This is a genomic window from Caloramator sp. Dgby_cultured_2 (assembly GCF_028872215.1).
GTDB lineage: Bacteria > Bacillota > Clostridia > Clostridiales > Caloramatoraceae > Caloramator > Caloramator australicus.
In genome coordinates, this window is sequence record NZ_CP118396.1 from 313,137 (window position 1) to 328,240 (window position 15,104).

General features: G+C 33.3%; 12 protein-coding genes and 5 pseudogenes. 15 read left to right on the forward strand and 2 right to left on the reverse strand.

What is annotated here, in order from left to right; genetic code table 11:
* Positions 1-140: 140 nt before the first annotated feature.
* The 6 genes and pseudogenes from PWK10_RS02095 to glmS all read left to right on the forward strand — a co-directional run bounded on the left by PWK10_RS02095 (position 141) and on the right by glmS (position 6,934).
* A complete protein-coding gene (locus PWK10_RS02095) occupies positions 141-1,139 on the forward strand; it encodes an ABC transporter ATP-binding protein (protein WP_274767227.1) in 999 nt (332 codons plus the stop codon).
* Between the two features lie 172 nt (positions 1,140-1,311).
* Entirely contained in the window at positions 1,312-1,941 is a 630-nt protein-coding gene (locus tag PWK10_RS02100) for an ABC transporter permease (protein WP_274767228.1), read from the forward strand.
* Positions 1,942-1,980: 39 nt separating this feature from the next.
* A complete protein-coding gene (locus PWK10_RS02105) occupies positions 1,981-2,799 on the forward strand; it encodes an ABC transporter permease (protein ID WP_274767229.1) in 819 nt (272 codons plus the stop codon).
* Positions 2,800-2,914: 115 nt separating this feature from the next.
* Positions 2,915-3,349 (forward strand): DUF134 domain-containing protein, encoded by a 435-nt coding sequence (locus PWK10_RS02110; protein WP_446715325.1) that lies wholly within the window; start codon positions 2,915-2,917, stop codon positions 3,347-3,349.
* A gap of 73 nt (positions 3,350-3,422) precedes the next feature.
* Positions 3,423-4,768 (forward strand): annotated as a pseudogene (gene glmM, locus PWK10_RS02115) (phosphoglucosamine mutase).
* Positions 4,769-5,105: 337 nt separating this feature from the next.
* Positions 5,106-6,934: pseudogene (glmS, locus tag PWK10_RS02120) on the forward strand (glutamine--fructose-6-phosphate transaminase (isomerizing)).
* Between the two features lie 56 nt (positions 6,935-6,990).
* On the opposite strand, the gene PWK10_RS02125 reads toward glmS, so the two are convergent.
* Positions 6,991-7,395 carry a spore coat protein gene (locus PWK10_RS02125; RefSeq protein WP_446715280.1) on the reverse strand — a complete coding sequence of 135 codons (405 nt, stop codon included), beginning with the start codon at positions 7,393-7,395 and terminating at the stop codon, positions 6,991-6,993.
* Between the two features lie 235 nt (positions 7,396-7,630).
* Between PWK10_RS02125 and PWK10_RS02130 the strand changes: the two genes are divergently transcribed.
* Positions 7,631-8,071, forward strand: a complete 441-nt coding sequence (locus PWK10_RS02130) for a hypothetical protein (protein WP_274767230.1) — start codon at positions 7,631-7,633, stop codon at positions 8,069-8,071.
* 18 nt (positions 8,072-8,089) lie between these two features.
* Positions 8,090-9,724, forward strand: a complete 1,635-nt coding sequence (locus tag PWK10_RS02135) for a carbon starvation CstA family protein (protein ID WP_008909268.1) — start codon at positions 8,090-8,092, stop codon at positions 9,722-9,724.
* A gap of 29 nt (positions 9,725-9,753) precedes the next feature.
* Here PWK10_RS02135 and mgtE read toward each other — a convergent pair.
* Positions 9,754-11,079, reverse strand: a pseudogene (mgtE, locus tag PWK10_RS02140) (magnesium transporter).
* Positions 11,080-11,366: 287 nt separating this feature from the next.
* Here mgtE and PWK10_RS02145 point away from each other — a divergent pair.
* From PWK10_RS02145 to tnpB, 7 genes and pseudogenes are all read left to right on the forward strand, one after another.
* Positions 11,367-12,055: pseudogene (locus tag PWK10_RS02145) on the forward strand (LytS/YhcK type 5TM receptor domain-containing protein).
* 62 nt (positions 12,056-12,117) lie between these two features.
* Positions 12,118-12,456: a hypothetical protein gene (locus PWK10_RS02150; protein ID WP_274767231.1), complete on the forward strand. Its 339-nt coding sequence runs from the start codon at positions 12,118-12,120 to the stop codon at positions 12,454-12,456.
* Positions 12,414-12,794: a sensor histidine kinase gene (locus PWK10_RS02155; RefSeq protein ID WP_274767232.1), complete on the forward strand. Its 381-nt coding sequence runs from the start codon at positions 12,414-12,416 to the stop codon at positions 12,792-12,794. Before PWK10_RS02150 ends, PWK10_RS02155 begins: the two co-directional genes overlap by 43 nt.
* 23 nt (positions 12,795-12,817) lie before the next feature.
* Complete coding sequence (locus PWK10_RS02160) at positions 12,818-12,988, forward strand: sensor histidine kinase (protein ID WP_274767233.1); 171 nt, start codon at positions 12,818-12,820, stop codon at positions 12,986-12,988.
* Positions 12,960-13,145: a LytR/AlgR family response regulator transcription factor gene (locus PWK10_RS02165; RefSeq protein ID WP_274767234.1), complete on the forward strand. Its 186-nt coding sequence runs from the start codon at positions 12,960-12,962 to the stop codon at positions 13,143-13,145. The genes PWK10_RS02160 and PWK10_RS02165 overlap by 29 nt, the downstream gene beginning before the upstream one ends.
* Positions 13,146-13,156: 11 nt before the next feature.
* Positions 13,157-13,723 carry a LytR/AlgR family response regulator transcription factor gene (locus tag PWK10_RS02170; RefSeq protein ID WP_274767235.1) on the forward strand — a complete coding sequence of 189 codons (567 nt, stop codon included), beginning with the start codon at positions 13,157-13,159 and terminating at the stop codon, positions 13,721-13,723.
* 104 nt (positions 13,724-13,827) lie between these two features.
* Positions 13,828-14,895 (forward strand): annotated as a pseudogene (tnpB, locus tag PWK10_RS02175) (IS200/IS605 family element RNA-guided endonuclease TnpB).
* Positions 14,896-15,104 lie beyond the last annotated feature (209 nt).

Here is a 15,104-nt window from a genome sequence, read left to right on the forward strand (position 1 = left end):
TATTATAAAAATAAAAAATATAAATCACAAATAAAAATAAAATTAAGAACAATATTAAAAATATTAAAATGAATATTGAAAAAATTAAGTTTTATGTTAAAATAAACTTATAAGAAATTTTTGGAAAGGGTGTTGTAGGGGTGGAGAAGGCAATAGAGGTTAGAGATGTAAAAAAATATTTTTATTCAAAGAAAAGAGCACTATTTAAAAAATCAGAAGTAAAAGAATTCAAAGCAGTCGATGGTGTTAGTTTTGATATTTATAAAGGAGAAATATTTGGCCTTTTAGGACCTAATGGTGCAGGAAAGACAACTTTAATAAAAATGATAACAGGGCTTTTACTCCCAACTGAAGGAACTATATTAGTTTTGGGAATAGATGTTGTAAAGGAAACTATAAAAGCCCAAAGAAATATTGGAACAGTTTTAGCTGGGGATAGAAGTATTTATTGGAAATTGACAGCAAGGGAAAACCTCGAGTATTTTGGTGCCCTTTATGGACTTAAAAGAAAAGAAGCAAAGGAAAGGGCAGAAATGATTTTAGAAAGGCTAGGACTTAGCGAAAAGGCAGATCAAATAGTTGAAAAATTTTCCACAGGAATGAAACAAAAAGTGGCCCTTGGTAAAGCCTTAATGCCTAATGCACCAATATTATTATTAGATGAACCTACCTTAGGATTAGATCCCCAGTCGGCTATAAATTTAAGGGAGATAATTCTTGAATTCAAAAGGGAAGGCAAGACGATACTATTGACTACCCATTATATGGAGGAGGCGGATTTTTTAAGCGATAGGGTGGCTATTATAGATTCAGGAAAAATAATCGCCCTCGACAAGCCAGATAATCTTAAAAAAAGTATAAATGAAGTGAAAACTATGAAATTAGAACTTATAGGGACGTCTTATGAGACTATTGAGGGTTTAAAAAATTTAGAAAAGGTTCAAAATGTATTAAGCCACTATAATCAACAAAATAGAACCTTTGAGGTTACAATCCATCATCATGATGGAGAAAGCGTCATTCATGAGATTTTAGATTATGTTTTAAAGAAAAAAGCAAAGGTTCTAAATATAAATGTTGAAGAACCGTCCCTTGAGGATGTGTTTATCCATCTAACAGGAAAGAGTTTAAGGGAGTAGGTGAAAAAATGCAGAATTTAAGGGTTATTCTAGCTGTGGCTAAAAAGGATTTAGCAACTTTATTTAGATATCCTACATGGTTTATTTCAGTTATTATTTGGCCTCTTATTTTTCCACTTTTATACATCTTAACTTCCTTTGCATATGCTGGACCTGATAAAAAGGACTTATTGTGTTTCAAAAGGTTGCAGGAACTGAAAATATAATGGGCTATATAGTAATTGGCACCATGGTTTGGATGGCAGTTAATATTACTATGTGGAATTATGGAGGATATTTAAGGGAGGAACAGTTAAGGGGAACTTTAGAGTCCAATTGGCTGTGTCCCGTAAACAAATTTTCAATTTTGCTTGGTGCCGGCATAATTTCTATGGTTCTATCCATTATGTTTAGCGTGATTGGAATCATAGAATACAGGCTAATTTATGGAATTAAATTTACTGGAAATTTAATAGATTGGATAGTTGTATTTCTTATACTTTTTCCTGGAGTTTATGGCCTTGGAATGATATTCGCAAGTTTAATACTTTGGGCAAAGGAAGTTAATGCTGCTGTAAATGTTGCAAGGGGAATCATGATGATACTTTGTGGAATAACTTATCCAATATATATAATGCCAAATTGGATGCAAGCTTTAGCCAAGTTTTTACCCTTTACCTTTGGAATACAAGCTGCAAGGGACATTTTGATTATGGATAAAACCTTATTGGAAACTGCATATAATTTAATATTATGTTCTGGTGAAGGTATAATATTTTTAATATTGGGAATGTTGGTTTTTAAATTAGTAGAAAAAGAGTAAAAATATCTGGTTCTTTAGAAAGATTTTAGGGGTGGGAAGATGAGCTTTTTAAATGTGCTTAAGGCAAGGTTTTTAATTAGCATGAAGATGTATTTTAGATATCCGGTAAACGTGTTGATGACTTTATTTGAGCCGTTGATGTGGTTATCTCCCTTTTATTTCATGGGTAAGGCCTTTAGCGTCAACGGAAGAATCGAAGGCTTTGAAAAATATACTGGAAATTCAGATTATATAGGTTTTATGGTGCTTGGGTTTATGGTATCTGCATATGTTTCTATGATATTTTGGTCAGTAGGATTTTCGTTGAAGGATGAGATGAGACAGGGAGTTTTGGAATCAAATTGGAGCTCTCCTTCAAATAGAATCGCCCTACTTTTAGGAAGGACACTATTTCAATTTTTAGCCACTACCTTTGAAGTGATTTTAATAGGAATAGTATGTCACTTTGCCTTTGGATTTACAGTTAATAAAAATATATTAAAGGCTATTTCCTTTCTTTTGCCGGGTATAATAGGTTTGTTTGGCCTTGGACTTTTCGTTGCTTCGTTAGTTTTAATTGCAAAGGAAGCTGGACCTATAGTTGATATTACAAATTCTACATTAAATGCCTTGTCAGGTATGGCCTTCCCTATAAAGGTAATGCCAAGGGGATTTGTATTTATATCGATGATTTTGCCAATGACTTATGTAAATGATAGTATTAGAGCATTATTATTAGGTCAGACTCCCTTAATGCCGTTAGATAAAGAGTTTCTAATAATTGTTATTTCTATATTTATCTTTTGGTTAGTTGGAAGTTATGCCTTTGCAAAGGTAGAAAGGAAATGCAAAGAACTTGGAATATTAGGGACTCATTAAACCCACTTTAAAGTGGGGACTATTTTTGTTGAATTAATCTGGAATAATGATAAAATATTATTGGAAATTACATTTATGGAGGAATTGGAATGGCAAGGCCTAAAAAAGAAGAAAAATATATTATGTCCCTAATATAAAGTTATTTGGTCCCATTGATAATGACACCCCTGATGAAGATTGTATAATTTTATCCTTTGAGGAACTTGAAAGCTTAAGACTTATGGACCTTGAGGGGTTAGATCAGGTTGAATGTGCAGAAAGGATGATGGTGGCAAGGTCTACGTTTCAAAGAATTTATACAGAAGCCAAGAAAAAAGTTGCAGACAGTTTAGTAAATGGCAAGGTGTTAAGAATAGAAGGTGGAAACTATATAATAAACGAATGCACTGCAAAGTGTGAAAAATGTGGAGAAGTATGGAAGGCGGCAACAGGCAATTTAATATCAAAGGAAAGATGTCCGCGATGTGGCTCAAGGGAGTTTTCCTGCATAAAAGATGAAGAGAAAGGACAGTGCAGGGGTTGTGGAAGAAAACATGGTAGATGCTTGTAAAAAGTAATTATTGATATGAAAGTATCTATATGCTAATATATCAAATGTAAGTTTACAAGAAGGAGAGTAGGATATGGGAAGAATGTTTGGAACCGATGGAGTTAGAGGTATTGCTAATAGAGAGCTTACAGCGGAGCTTGCCTTTAAGCTTGGAAGGGCAGGTGCCTATGTTTTAACGGAAGGTGCCCACAAGCCTACAATCATTGTAGGAAAGGATACAAGAATTTCAGGGGATATGCTTGAATCAGCTCTTGTTGCTGGAATAATGTCTGTAGGTGCCCATGCAATATGCGTTGGAGTTGTTCCAACTCCTGCAGTAGCATACCTTACAAGATTATATAATGCTGATGCAGGCGTTGTGATATCAGCTTCCCACAACCCAGTTGAATATAATGGGATAAAGTTTTTTAATAAGGATGGATATAAGCTTCCAGATGAAGTAGAAGATAGAATTGAGGAGGTTATTAATAATAATCTTACAGAAGTGCCTTCCCCAATTGGAGAAGATCTTGGAGTTAGGGAATTTAAAGAGGATGCTATTTTAGATTATATTGAATTTTTAAAATCAACTATAGACGTTGATTTTAAAGGGTTAAAAATTGCCCTTGATTGTGCTGAAGGTGCTTCATATTTTGCAGCTCCAAGGCTTTTTAAAGAGTTAGGTGCAGAAGTTTATGTTATCCACAATAATCCTAATGGAAAAAATATAAACAAAAATTGTGGATCAACCCATATGGAGGAATTAAGAAAATTCACACAAGAAAAAGGATGCGATATTGGACTTGCCTTTGGCGGTGACGCCGACAGATGCCTTGCTGTAGACGAAAATGGAAACATCGTCAACGGAGATTTTATAATGACAATATGTGCAAAGGATATGAAGGAAAAGGGAAAACTTGATAAAGATACCCTTGTTGTTACTGTTATGAGCAATTTAGGACTTGACATAGCCTGCAAAAGGGAAGGTATAAACACAGTAAAAACAAAGGTTGGAGATAGATATGTTTTAGAGGAAATGTTAAAGGGTGGCTATAAAATAGGAGGAGAACAGTCAGGGCATATTATTTTCCTTGACTATAATACCACCGGTGACGGTCTTTTAACTGCCCTTCAGCTTGTTTCTGTTCTAAAAAGAGCAGAAAGAAGATGTCTGAACTTGCTTCAATAATGAAGGAGCTTCCTCAGGTTCTAATAAATGCAAAGGTTGCTAATGACAAAAAGGATGCATACTTAAAGGATGGGGAGATTGTAAAGGAAATAGAAAAGACTGAAGCAGAACTAAATGGAAGTGGAAGAGTTCTCATAAGGCCGTCAGGAACAGAGCCTTTAGTTAGAGTTATGATAGAAGGTGAAGATTTAGATAAGATTACTAATATGGCAAGGAAAATTGCCGAACTTATTGAGAAAAAATGCAGATAAAATTAAATAATTTATTAATTTTTAACAATTATATTTAAAATTGCATATAATTATTATATAATAGAGTCAAAACTGCCCTTTGGCGGTTTTGACTTTATTTATAAAGGAAGGGAGGAGGATAAGTAGAGTAAAGTAGGATGATTTGATGTTAAAACTTATAAGCGCCGGGACTTATTGGGTTGCCAATAAGTTGACGAGGTCAGGGTTTATCGAGTAATCGGCGGATGCCCTGCGGCTGACCACCGTTAGCTACCCTACAAAACCGAAAAGCGATTTTCGGGACAAAGGGGAGCGGGTCAAAAATGCTAGCTAGAAAGTATATGAAAGGAGAAAATATATGTGCGGAATAGTTGGATATATAGGGCCTAAAAAGGCTGTTCCAATTTTGATTGAAGGTTTATCAAAGCTTGAATATAGAGGATATGACTCAGCAGGTGTTGCTATTGTAAATAACGGAAAAATTGAGATAGAAAAATGTAAAGGAAGACTTTCTGCCTTAGAGGAAAGATTGAAGGCTAATCCAATAGATGGTTCTTTAGGAATTGGACACACAAGATGGGCAACCCATGGGGAGCCTTCAGATGTTAACTCCCACCCTCATTCTAACAAGGATTTTACAATAAGCGTTGTTCACAACGGTATAATAGAAAACTACTTAAAGCTTAAGGAATGGCTTATTTCATTAGGCTATGAATTTAAAACTGAAACAGATACAGAAGTAGTTCCACATCTTATAGATTATTTCTATGATGGGGATATTGTAAAGGCAACAATGCAGGCTGTATCAAAAATTGAAGGCTCATATGCCCTTGGAATTGTTTGCAGCAAAGAACCAGATAAACTCATCGCAGTTAGAAAGGACAGTCCACTTATTGTAGGAAAAGGCAATGGTGAAAACTTTATAGCTTCAGATATTCCAGCGGTTTTACCATACACAAGGGATGTATATCTTCTTGACAATAGGGAAATGGCTGTTTTAACAAAGGATAATGTTGAAATTTATACAATTGAAGGATTAAAGGTTAATAAGGAAGTTTTCCATGTAACATGGGATGCTGCATCTGCTGAAAAAGGCGGATATGAGCATTTTATGATTAAGGAAATTCATGAACAGCCAAAGGCGATTAAGGATACAATGACTTCAAGGCTAATGCCGGGAGTAGATGAAATAAAACTTGATGATATTAAACTAACTAAAGAGGATCTTGAGAATATAAATAAAATATATATAGTAGCCTGTGGAACTGCATATCATGCAGGGATGGTTGGAAAATATGTTATAGAAAGACTTGCTAAAGTCCCTGTTGAGGTTGATGTGGCATCTGAGTTTAGATATAGAAATCCTCTTATAAACAAAAATACTTTGATGATAGTTATAAGCCAATCGGGAGAAACTGCAGATACTCTTGCTGCCTTAAGACTTGGCAAAGAAAATGGAGCAAGGGTGATTGCTGTAACAAATGTTGTTGGAAGCTCAGTTGCAAGGGAAGCTACTGATGTTTTATACACATGGGCAGGTCCTGAAATTGCCGTTGCATCAACTAAGGCTTATGTAACACAACTTATTGCGATGTATATAATAGCCCTTTATCTTGGAAGGCTTAACGGCAATGTTTCAGATGAAGAGTTTAGACTTATAAGGGACGAAATGTTAAAGCTTCCAGAAAAGGCGGAACATCTTTTAGAACAAAAGGAAACAATTCAAAAATTTGCAGCAATGCACTATGTTCATAAGGATATGTTCTATATTGGAAGAGGCCTTGACTTTGCTGTTGCATTAGAAGGTGCATTAAAGATAAAGGAAATTTCCTATATCCATGCTGAGGCTTATGCAGCAGGAGAACTAAAGCACGGCCCAATAGCTTTAATAGACAAGGGAGTTCCTGTAATTGCCCTTGCAACACAGGATGAACTGTTTGAAAAATGTTAAGCAACATCAAGGAGGTTGTTGCAAGAGGTGCCCATGTAATATCCTTTGCCTTTGAAGGCAATGACGATATTTCAAAGGTTTCAGATGCAGTTGTATATCTTCCAAAGACTTTATCAATCTTAGCACCGGTTTTAAGCGTAATTCCGCTACAACTTCTTGCTTACTACACAGCAGTTGAAAGAGGCTGCGATGTAGACAAACCAAGAAACCTTGCAAAGTCAGTAACAGTTGAGTAATTAATGGATAAGAATGGCTCCAATAGAATATTAACCTATTGGAGCCATGTCTTTGTTTACTGCACTTGATACATTCCTTTGCTTTCCATGTATTTAAAGATGGCTTCTCCGTGTTCCTGTTCTTCCTTTTGAATATGATTAAGAACCTGCCTTATGTTGTGGTCTCTAAATTCAAATATAGTCGTATCATAAGTTCCGGATACATACTTTTCGGTTGCGAGAATGTCTTTGCACATATCAGCCTCACTTTGACTTGGAATTCCAGCCTGTGTCGCAGGAGGAGTAAAGCTTGGTGAAGGAGGAGTTTGACCTTGCTGCTGATTCATATTAGGAACCTGACCGTTTAATATTTGATTTATTGTATTAAGATGCTGCTGCTCAATTTGAGCGTGATTCATAAATATTTGTTTAAGTTGAGGATCCTTAGCCTGCTGAGCATAGGTTGTGTATTTTTTATGCATAACTCTTCATGGGACTTTTGATCTTGTAGTAACATTCTTTCTTTTTGAGTTAAATTCATATATATCACCTCAAATATAATATTTGTATTAATTAAAAAAATATAACATTTAATAAGAAGGAAATATTTATCATATATAGAAATAAATATTAGTAAATATTAAAAGAGGAGAATAAATATGCAGGAAGAAAAATTTATAAGCTTTTTATATGAGAAGTTAAAAAGGAACTTTGATATTGACAAGTGGGTTTAGGTATAATGGAGAAATATTTGATTTATTTGCCAAAAGCCATGTTAAAAATATAAGAACCTTTTTAACAAAAAAGGATATTATAGATTGTTATGAAAATAATGAATTTATATTTGTAAAAATAGTGCATAATGCTGATATAAATAAGGTCAAACGATTTGTTAATAACCTTGTCGAATTGCAAAAGGAATTTGTAAAACCCAATCCTAATCACATGTCAACCGTCATAACAGGTATATTGCTCATCAAAGCTTCAACAGAGGATATTAAAAAATATATAAAGAAATTTAAGTATAAAAAAGTATATAAATTTTATCTACATGGTTGGAGTGAGGTAAGAGTAGTTTTGGTTGACTTGTCCAGCGATGAATTAATTTTTAGCAAAGCTGCCAAGTCGTTAAAAAAGGTGCTTGAAGAAGCACCTTAAAAATAAGGAGGTGTTTTTATGAATTCTGTATGGCTAGTTATTATAGGCGCAATTTTATTCTTAACAGCCTACACATTATACGGTGGATATCTTGCTAGACAATGGGGAATTGACTCAAAAAGGCCAACACCATCCCATACAAAATACGATGGAGTAGATTATGTTCCAGCTAACTCTAAGGTTCTTTTAGGTCACCATTTTGCTTCCATTGCTGGTGCAGGACCTATCGCAGGACCTATTCAGGCAGCGATTTTTGGATGGATTCCTGTTTATCTTTGGATCGTTATTGGAAGTATATTTGTAGGTGGCGTGCATGACTTTGGTTCATTAGTAGCTTCTATAAGACATGATGGTAAATCGATAGGTGAGATAATTGAAGCTAATGTTGGTAAAAAAGGAAAGATACTTTTTAACCTTTTTGCTTGGCTTACGTTAGTTTTAATTGTTGCAGCATTTACTGATATCGTAGCATCATCCTTTGCTTACAATCCAGAGGTGCAAGGTTTCCAGGCAGGGCCAGCAGCTGCAACCTCATCTATGCTTTTCATGGTCCTTGCAGTTTTATTTGGTTTTATGGTATATAGAAAAGGCTATGGCGTTGCAGTTTCAACAGTAGTTGGAGTAATACTACTTTTCCTTGCAATATGGATAGGATATAAGTTCCCCTTCTTAGCTCTTTCTAAGTCAACGTGGTATGTAATACTTCTTATTTATATCTTCTTAGCCTCTGTATTACCAGTTTGGCTATTATTACAACCAAGAGACTATTTGAACTCATTTATGCTTTATGCAATGCTTCTTGGAGGATTATTAGGAATATTTATTTTACATCCTAATCTTGAACTTGCTGCTTTTAAAGGATTTACAGTTACAACAAAGACTGGTGCACAATATCTATTCCCTATACTATTTGTAACAGTTGCCTGTGGTGCAATTTCAGGTTTCCACTCCCTTGTAAGTTCAGGGACATCGGCAAAGCAGATTGATAAAGAAGAAGATGCAAAACTTGTAGGTTACGGTGCAATGCTTATTGAAGGTATGTTAGCAATTGTTGCTTTGATTTCAATTGCTTATGTTTCAAAGGCAGAAGGAACACCCGCATTGATATTTGCAAATGGCGTTGCAACCTTTATGAATAGCTTTGGAATTCCATTAGAATTTGGAAAGGTATTTGTAATTTTAGCATTTACAGCCTTTGCGTTAACAAGTCTTGATACTGCAACAAGACTTGGAAGGTATGTATTCCAGGAATTCTTTGAAACTGTAGGAGGAAAGAATTCAGCTTTAACTAATAAATATGTTGCAACAATAATTACAATTGTTTGTGCATCTTTAATTTTAGCATATGGATATCAAAAGATATGGCCGATTTTCGGATCAGCAAATCAGCTTCTTGCAGCACTTGCATTATTAGCTGTTACCGCATGGTTAACAAGAATAGGTAAGAATAGGATAGTTACTCTTATTCCAATGATTTTTATGTTCTGCGTTACGCTTTCTGCGTTGATTATACTGACCAGAAATTACTTTATAGCTAAAAATTATATATTGGTTGTAATTGCAATAGTTCTGTTTATACTTGCGATTGTTCTATTATTAGAAGCTATTAATGTTATAAAAAATAAGAAAATATCACAGGATATAAAGGCGTAAAATATAAGGCTACCTTGTTATGGGTAGCCTTATATTTTTAATAAAACTTTTGCAGTTGTAAAATATATGATAAGGGCAAGGGCATCCACTATTGTTGTTATTAATGGACTTGCCATTATTGCAGGGTCAACCTTAGCTTTTTGCAGCTATTGGAAGAATACCTCCTACAACCTTTGCAAGAACAACAGTGAAGAACAAGCTTATACAAACAGTAATGGAAATTAAAAGGCTAGTCTTTTCTAAAAAGTGTAATCTAATAAAATTTACAAATGCTAATACAATTCCTGTTAATAAACTTACACCCAATTCCTTTTTATAACCTTTAGCACATCTTTAGACTTTATCTCACCAAGAGCCAGTCCTCTGATTATTAAAGTTGATGATTGGGAACCAGCATTTCCACCTGTATCCATAAGCATAGGAATAAAGGCGGCAAGAATTACTACTGATTGTAAAACATCCTCAAACTTTCTTATGATGTTGCCTGTAAAAGTTGCAGAAATCATAAGTATTAAAAGCCAAGTAATTCTATTTTTGGCAAGCTGTAGGGTGCTTGTTTTTAAATATTCTTCCTCACTTGGAGCCATGGCAGCCATTTTTGAAGGTCCTCTGTGTTCTCTTGGTCTATGATATCTATAATATCATCAATTGTAATAATCCCTACAAGCCTTTTTTCATTATCAGTAACTGGTATAGAAATAAGGTCATACTTTTTAAAGAGCTTTGCTACAGTTTCTTGATCATCTAAAGTGTTTACATAAATGAAGTCTTTTTCATAATATCTTTAATTATACTATTTTTATCGCATAATATAAGCTTTCTAATTGATATTATTCCTTCTAGGATTCTATTTTCATCTATAACATAACAGGTATTTATAGTTTCTTTGTCTACACCGGTTTTTCTAATATGTTCAAGGGCCTCTTCAACTGTCATTTCTTTTTTAGATCTACATATTCTATAGTCATGATGCTTCCAGCTGAATGTTCGGGATAATTTAGAAATTGATTAATAATTGCACGGGTAGCTTCATCAGTATTCTTTAATATTTTTTGACCATGTTTGCTGGAAGTTCCTCAAGAAAGTCTACAGTATCATCTATATAAAGATCATTTATTATATTTGCTACCTCAGCATCGGTTATTGAATTTATAATAAAAAGTTTTTGTTCATGTTCCATGTAGGAAAAAACATCTGCGGCAATATCCTTAGGAAGAATTCTAAATATCTTAACGACCAATTCTTTGTCTTTTATTTCGCTAAGTAACGCAGCAATATCTACAACATTCTTTTTGCCAATTCCTCTCTAGCTTCCAGGAATTTTTTTGATTTATTAATTCTATTATGTTTTTCATTTTCATCACTCCTAATGTAATATGATAGGGTTAATTTTAAGAATGGAAAATTAGTTTGGGATATTTTCTTGTTTGTTTTTAAGATAATTTTACTACTGCCTCCTTCTTCCATTCTCTTCACCCCCATCCTACTACATTATTTGTGAACAAATTTATTATAAAGTATTTACATAATATAGACAAGGAAATATTTTTCTTTATAAGCTCAAAAGAATTTATGTTATAATTAAAGTTGAAATTAAAAATCTGGAGGTAAAAGGATGCTTTTTATAACTCTCTTTGAAAGAATGGCCATTGTTGCTCTGGCAGCATATATTTTTACCCATTTGCCATTGTTCGAAAAATTCTTTAAAAAGAATTTAACTGTAGGGGATAAGGTAGCCTTAATAATTTCCTTTAGCCTATTTTCAATATTAGGCACTTATCTTGGAGTTAGGGTGACAGGCGGTGCTATAGCTAATATAAGGCCTATTGGGGCAATAGTAGCAGGATATATTGGAGGTCCACTAGTAGGTGCAATTGTTGGTGCTATTGCGGGGGACATAGGCTTTTGCTGGGCGGATTTACCGGTTTTGCCTGTGCGATTGCTACAATAATAGAAGGCCTTGTAGGAGCATATTTTAGAGGGAAAAGCCATGAACTATCTCCATTCCTTGGCCTTTTGGCAGGTGTGGTTGCAGAAACTATTCAAATATTCCTTGTATTGTTGTTGGCAAAGCCCTTTTATCTTGCGTTAGAACTTGAAAAGGAAATTGGCATTCCAATGATTATAATTAATGCCTTAGGTGTTGCAATATTTATTGATATAATTAAAACAGTCAGGAGGCATTACAATGAAATAGCTGCCATAAATGCTTTAAAATCTTTAAATATAGCAAAACAAGCTTCGGTTTATTTAAGGAAGGGTCTAAATAAACATACATCCTTAAAGATTGCTGAAATTATTAAAATCCATGGTAATTTTAGGGAGTTTTAATTGGAGATAAGGAAAAGGTTTTAAGCTATATTGGAGATGAATTAGATGTTGATACTATAAATATGCAGGTTAAGGATTATTTTAAAAAACCTGTGGAAAAGATAATTATGATTTATAATAAAAACAATGTAGAAATTTATTTTTACTTTATTCCTCTTATAATTAATGATGAAATAGAGGGGGTTTTAGGGATAGAAGTAGACTCCTTAGATGACCATGATAAGAGATTTAAGGAATTTTTAAGGGAACTTGCAGAGCTTTTAGCAATTCAAATTGAAATATATAAGCTAAACAAAAAGGTTGAGACTGCTGCACTTTCGGAATTGAAGGCTCTAAGGGCTCAAGTCCATCCTCATTTTTGTTTAACGCTCTTAATACAATTGCTTCCTTCTGTAGATTAGATCCTATAAAGGCAAGGGATCTTATTTTAGATTTATCAAATTATTTTAGGGGGACATTAAAATCCGAAGAGTTTGTTACATTAAACAAGGAGCTTGAACTTATTGAATCTTATCTTAATATAGAGAAGGCAAGATTTGGGGAGAGAATACAAATTCAATATGAAATAGATGAGAAGTTAAGGGATATATTAATACCACAGTTTATTTTGCAGCCTTTAGTAGAAAATGCTATAAAGCATGGCTTAACTAAAAAGCATGATGGTGGATTAGTCAAGATTAAAGTTCAGGATATAAAAGATAAAGTCTTTTTGAAGTTAGTGACACAGGAATTGGAATAGAGAAGGATAGATTAAAGAAGGTTTTGAAGGATAGTTCAGGTATAGGTCTTAAAAATATAAACGATAGACTAAAGATTTATTATGGTGAAGGAGCAACGTTAAATATTTTTTCAGAGAATGGAGCTGGAACTAAAGTAAGCTTTGAAGTCCCAAAGGAGGGAGTATATGCAGAGGATAAATTGCATAATAGTTGAAGATGAAATGCCTGCAATTGAGGAACTTAAATTTATTTTAAATAAATATGATTTTATAGAAATCAAAGGAATTTTTAATGACGGTAAGGCAGCTTTAAACTGGTTGAAGGAGAATAAAATAGATGTTGTTTTTTGGACATCAATATGCCGGAAATGAGTGGGTTGGATTTGGCAAAGGAAATAACTCTTTTAAATAAAGAAATTTACTTTATTTTTATAACAGCCTATGAGGAATATGCATTAAAGGCCTTTGAAGTTGGAGCTGTTGATTATATATTAAAGCCCTTTAATGACAAAAGAATTGAAAAAACATTAATTAGACTTAGGGATTATGTTGAAAAATATGCCGGCAAAAATTTACTTGAAAAAAGCATAAAAAATTTAGTTGAAAAATTTGAAGGGCAAAATAGGATTAAAAAACTAGCATGCGAAAAAAACGAAAAGATTATTTTGCTAGATTTGGATGCTATTTATTTTTGTTATATAGAAAATGATAAGACTCTCGTTAAAACAAAGGACAAGACATATCTTACAAATTATACCTTAAATGAGATTGAGGAAAAGACAGGATTTTTTAGAATTCATAAAAGTTATTTAGTAAATCTAAATAAAATAAAGGAGATATATCCTTGGTTTAATGGAACTTATAAAATTATTATGAACGATGATGAAAAAACAGAGCTTCAAGTAAGCCGCCTAAGGGTTAAAGATTTAAAGGAGGCATTAGGAATTTAACTAAAGAGTAACAGAAGTCGCCCACTTCTATAAGTGGGTGATGAATGTTGATTGATAAATTCTTTTTTATGATATAATCAGTATTACAGGAAGGAGGTGTAATTTTGCTAAAGGCTTATAAATACAGGATATATCCAACAAAAGAACAAGAAGAATATTTTGCTAAAGTATTTGGTTGTGTAAGATTTATATACAACAAAATGCTACATGACAAAATAGAATACTATAAAAAAACAGGAGAAATGCTAAACAATACACCTGCACAATATAAAAAGAATATTCTTTTCTAAAAGAAGTAGATAGTCTTGCACTTTCCAACGCACAACTTAATTTAGAAAAAGCATATAAAAATTTCTTTAGAGATAAAAAACAGGACTCCCAAAATTCAAGAAAAAGAAAGGTTACCAGTCTTATACTACAAATAATCAAAATGGGACAGTAACACTTGAAGATAGTTATCTAAAAGTTCCAAAGTTAAAGACAAAAATAAAAATAAAACAACACAGACAATTTGAAGGAAGAATTAAATCTGTAACTATATCAAAAACGCCAACAGGCAAATATTATGCTTCTATACTTGTAGAAGAAGAAATTAAAGAATTACCTAAAATAGATAAAAAGTAGGTATAGATTTAGGCATTAAAGAATTTGCTATTTTATCTGATGGAACAAAGGTAGAAAATCCAAAATGGTTAAGAAAAACAGAAAAAAGAATTAAAATTATACAAAAATCATTATCAAGAAAGCAAAAGCAAAGTAAAAACTATGAAAGAACAAGACAAAAACTTGCAAAACTACACGAAAAAATATCAAATCAAAGAAAAGATTTTCTTCACAAATTATCTTCTAAAATTATACACGAAAACCAAGTGATAGTTTTAGAAGATTTACAGGTAAAGAATATGCAACAAAATCATAAATTAGCCAAAGCAATAACAGAAGTATCATGGGCAGAATTTAGAAGGATGTTAGAATATAAAGCAAGATGGTATGGCAGAGAAATAATAATAGCACCACAAAATTATGCATCAAGTCAAACATGTAGTGAATGTGGATATAAAAATCCTGATGTAAAGAATTTAGCATTGAGAGAATGGAAATGTCCAAAGTGTGGTGCAGTTCATGATAGAGATATAAATGCAAGTAAGAATTTGCTAAAATTAGCCATGTGATTGGTATATATGGGGAAGGAACAGCCCTTTGAGCGTGGGATAACTTACTCCGCTTTGAGTATTGACCACGAAGCCACCACTTCTATAAGTGGGGGTAGTTCACTGCATTTTAGGACGAAAATTTTGCATTTTGGGTTTAATTTTTTACAATTTACCCCTCGATAATTGTCGGAAAAATTTGATATGTGATAGCATAAAGGTGATAAAAA

What these genes read in the sequence shown, in the direction of transcription:
- PWK10_RS02105 (WP_274767229.1), top strand. Translation starts at nt 1,981, where the DNA reads ATGAGCTTTTTAAATGTGCTTAAGGCAAGGTTTTTAATTAGCATGAAG.
- PWK10_RS02150 (WP_274767231.1), top strand. Translation starts at nt 12,118, where the DNA reads ATGCAGGTTAAGGATTATTTTAAAAAACCTGTGGAAAAGATAATTATG.
- PWK10_RS02165 (WP_274767234.1), top strand. Translation starts at nt 12,960, where the DNA reads ATGCAGAGGATAAATTGCATAATAGTTGAAGATGAAATGCCTGCAATT.
- PWK10_RS02135 (WP_008909268.1), top strand. Translation starts at nt 8,090, where the DNA reads ATGAATTCTGTATGGCTAGTTATTATAGGCGCAATTTTATTCTTAACA.
- PWK10_RS02125 (WP_446715280.1), bottom strand. Translation starts at nt 7,395, where the DNA reads ATGCATAAAAAATACACAACCTATGCTCAGCAGGCTAAGGATCCTCAA.